The following is a 3932-nucleotide window of genomic DNA, read 5'->3' as shown; positions in this document are numbered from 1 at the left end:
TGCTGATTGCCCTGACGCACAATCCGACCTTCACGTTGCATGATATCGGCAACAAGCCAGGGCACGTCGAGATGATGCAGGGCTTTCAGGCGCTGCTGGGCATTGACCCCTGTTCCCATTGTGGCTGTTGAACCGATCAGGATACGCTTGCGGCCTGCATTGAGATCACCAAACAGACGCAGCTTGGCTGCCGCCTTGTCGTAATCCTGCATGAAGGCAATCTGCTCGGCTGGGACACCCATGCGGATCAGCTCTGACCTGATCCAGTTATAAGCCGAGAACCCGCGCCTGGTCTGGGAGGCCTGTGTGCCGAGATCGGAGAAGATCATCTGCACGGCCCCCGGTAAATCGTAAGCCCTGCCCGTCTCGGGATTGGTGTAACGATTGGCAGATGTCTCATGCCAGATTTCAAACACCTTCCGAATCATCACATTCAGCTTGGAATGTGGGTCACTATCCGCCCATGGTGCGACAAAGCGCAGATCGATCGCACCATGCCGGGCATCATTCATCACACTCAGAATGATGTCGTCCCCCTTCTGTGGACGACCTGAACGGGCTTCAATCGCGCGCATCCGTTCTGCTAGTGTCTGCTGGAATGCCCGAAAGTCTTCTGTGCTTTCGGCCACCACAATCTGTCTGTTACCCCCCTTAACTGAGGGCAGCTTGACATAACGGGCCAACTCGTCTGACTGAACGACGTCCGCGAAGTCACGATACATGGCCATCAGATCGGCCACATTGACGAATTCGGTAAAGCGCGTGACCGGTTTATAGAGGCCGTTGGGCTGAAGCTCTAGTTCGGTGCGTGTTTCCCCAAAGTTGGCCGCCCAAGCATCAAATTCGTGGAGATTGCGTGCGACAAGAGCATCCAGATCCATATACCGTCCGACATTCCACAATTCGGCAATCGTATTCGTAATCGGCGAACCTGAAGCCATGATCAGTGGACGTGTTGGATCAGTCTTCGCGAGGTAACGTGTTTTTACGAAAAGATCCCATGCGCGCTGTGAGCCGTTAGGATCGACACCTCGCAGATCGGACTGATTGGTCGCGTAAGACAGTTTCCGAAAGAGCTGGGCTTCATCCACAAGGATCTGGTCGATGCCCATTTCACCCATGTGAAGGAGATCGTCCTTCTGGGCGGCTAATCCTTCCAGTTTAGCCTCCATCCCCTCTTTCATGCGTTCAATACGCTTGCGGGAGATACGGTCATCGCCATCCAGGCCAGACAGAATGGCCTCGTATGACGCAATCTGGTCTTCAATCATCTCCCGTTCAAAACCCGCCTCCACCGGAATAAACTTGAAAGCGTCATGGGTTATGATGATCGCATCCCAGTTTTCAGTTGCTGCGCGGGCAATAAAACGCTGGCGTTTCGCTTTGACGAAATTTGTCTCGTCCGCCACGAGAATTCTCGCCGTAGGGTAGAGCATGAGAAATTCACGCGCCATCTGTGCAAGGCAGTGACCGGGAACCACGATAACGGCCTTACTGATCAGTCCAAGGCGTTTCTGCTCCATGACGGCAGCCGCCATGGAGAAGGTTTTTCCTGCCCCCACAGCATGGGCCATGTAGGTGCGCCCTGAGGCAATAATCCGCCAGACCACGCGCTTCTGGTGCGCACGAAGGGTAATCGCACTGCTTGCGCCAGGCAGACGCAGATGACTGCCATCAAAGGCCCGTGGCACCAGATTGTTGTAAGTCTCGTTATAGAGCTTTACGAGACGGTCAGAGCGATCGGGATCCTGCCACACCCACTTTTCGAACGCGCTTTTAATAGCAGCCAGTTTTTCTTTGGCCGCTTCCGTTTCCTGCGTATTGAGTTCGCGTCGCTCGTTGCCATTTTCATCGCGCCAATGATCCCAGATTTTGGGAATGGACTGGGAGAGCGCGTCTTCCAGCAATTCCGCTGCATTGCGTCGTTCCGTGCCCCAGACGGATGTAGCCTCTGCGCGAGACAGAAACGGCGTTCTGTTGATACTCCAGCATGCCACTTCCGGGGTATGACGAACGGTTGTTTCAATCCCCATGACCTCTTGTACGAAGTCCTGAATGTCCGTGACGGGCAACCAGGGCGCTCCCAGACGGGCTGTAATTTCAGAGGGGCGCAGATCCGGGGGCTGCACGCCTTCAAGGGCGCTGACATTGCGTGCAAACCGTTGGTCAAGTTGTGCGGCGTCACGTGCCAAACCCAGCTTGGTCCGCACGGCGCCTGAAAGCATCTCATCGGCCGTAACCCAGACGTCCCTGCCCTGCGCGCTGCGTTCTGGATCAAGGTAAACACTCTCGCCCAGTTCAATCAACGTATCGGCTTCACTCCGTCCCAGCAGTTCGGCAATGAGAGGCAGATCCACACGTCCCGTTTCATGCAAGGACACAGCCAGCGCGTCATGGGCTCCGTGTATTTCAGGCTCTGTCGGTGCATGAATGACACGCTCAGAGAATATCGGCCCCATGCGGCCCGTATCCGTGCGTTCGTCATACTCCTCAATCGATGCCACCAGCCAAACGTCAGGATCATCCATAAAGGGCTGCAAGTTCGGGCGCCGCTGGGTTTCCCGTGTTTTCCCAGTTTCAGGATTTTCGCGCAGCGTGGTGCGGGTATGATTAATGGGGCCAAATTCACGCACGAAACTCTGGTACGCTGTTTTCAGAGTGCGCTGCTGCGACCCGTAAGGCAGGTTCTGCATCTGAGCCCGCAACACACTTCGTGCGGCATCACGGATGGGCACCAACCCGCGGATGATCCGAGCATGTTTGGCAAAAATCCCCTCTGCCTGACCTGCCTTGCGGATCGGGACGATCTGAGTCTGTCCCTCGCTAATCTGGTGCAGAACACCCCGGTCTACAAAGTAGCTTCCTTCCTTGAGGTCTGCACCACTTGCCGCGGTTCCAACCGTAACGCCCTCACCTGCTGGCCGGACAATGCGTGCCTCCAGCGGCTGTAGAAAATGAACGTTGGGCGCGATCCGGCTCAGGGCTTGCGGAAGAAGAAGGTCTAGTTCTGCGCCGGCGGTGGCAGAGCATGTGTAATCGGGACCAAACTGCGTTGTCGTCCAGATATGACTGCCGAGCACCTGTTCGGGATGGTCATGGAAATACCGGTTTATGACGAGCGGACCATTCCCCTCATCTGAGTCTGGGATGTCTGCAGTTTCAACCCAGCTCTCGTTTGACGGCTCTTCCCCCATTTCTCGTTTGCGGAATGCCAGGATATCGACCACCACATCTGTCCCGGCATCGTCACGCATTGCGCCTTCAGGTAAACGCACAGCGCCAAGCAGGTCTGCGCTCTCGCCCATAATCCGTCGTGCCTTAGGATCCGTTTTGTCCAGCGTGTATCGGGAGGTCACGAACAGGGCGATACCCCCTGGTCGTAAAGCATCAATTGAGCGGGCAATGAAGAAGTCATGAAGACTGAGACCCTGCTTCTCTAACCCATCACGACCGTGCACCGTGCGATTGCTAAAGGGTGGGTTACCAATCGCCAGATCATAGCCCCGTGGGAGCTGGGCTCGGGTGAAATCCTCACTGCGGATCCATTGGTTTGGATAGAGTTTGCGCGCTATGCGGGCAGAGATTGGGTCATTTTCAATACCTGTGAAGGCTATCTTGCCTTCCAGTTTTTCAGGTCGTGCGGCTATAAAGACCCCGGTTCCGCAACCCGGTTCAAGCACCGAACCGCCACGAAAGCCCATACGCTGAGCCATATCCCACAGCGAGTGAACAATCAGTTCCGGGGTGTAGTGGGCATATTGCGTGGCGCGCCGCAGGCCAGCCCTTTCAGTCTCCGTCGTAAGCTGTTCAAGTTCTGACGCAAGACTTTCCCATCCCTTGCGCACTTCTTTGCCTGTCGGCGGGAAGAGGTTGTTGGCAAGTTCACCCGCACCAAAACCTGTAAAACGAGCAAGCACGTCCTGCTCTGCCTC

Annotated in this window: 1 protein-coding gene; it reads right to left on the bottom strand. The window is 55.7% G+C overall.

The features are described 5' to 3' along the window. Positions 1–3932: DEAD/DEAH box helicase family protein (locus ACP7IZ_RS13465; protein WP_426849667.1), on the bottom strand; the 3932-nt coding region annotated here is incomplete at both ends.

The organism is Acetobacter sp. AAB5, assembly GCF_050106715.1.
GTDB lineage: Bacteria > Pseudomonadota > Alphaproteobacteria > Acetobacterales > Acetobacteraceae > Acetobacter > Acetobacter oryzifermentans.
Note: the sequence above shows the minus strand (reverse complement) of the source record. Positions and strands in the feature narration are given on the sequence as shown.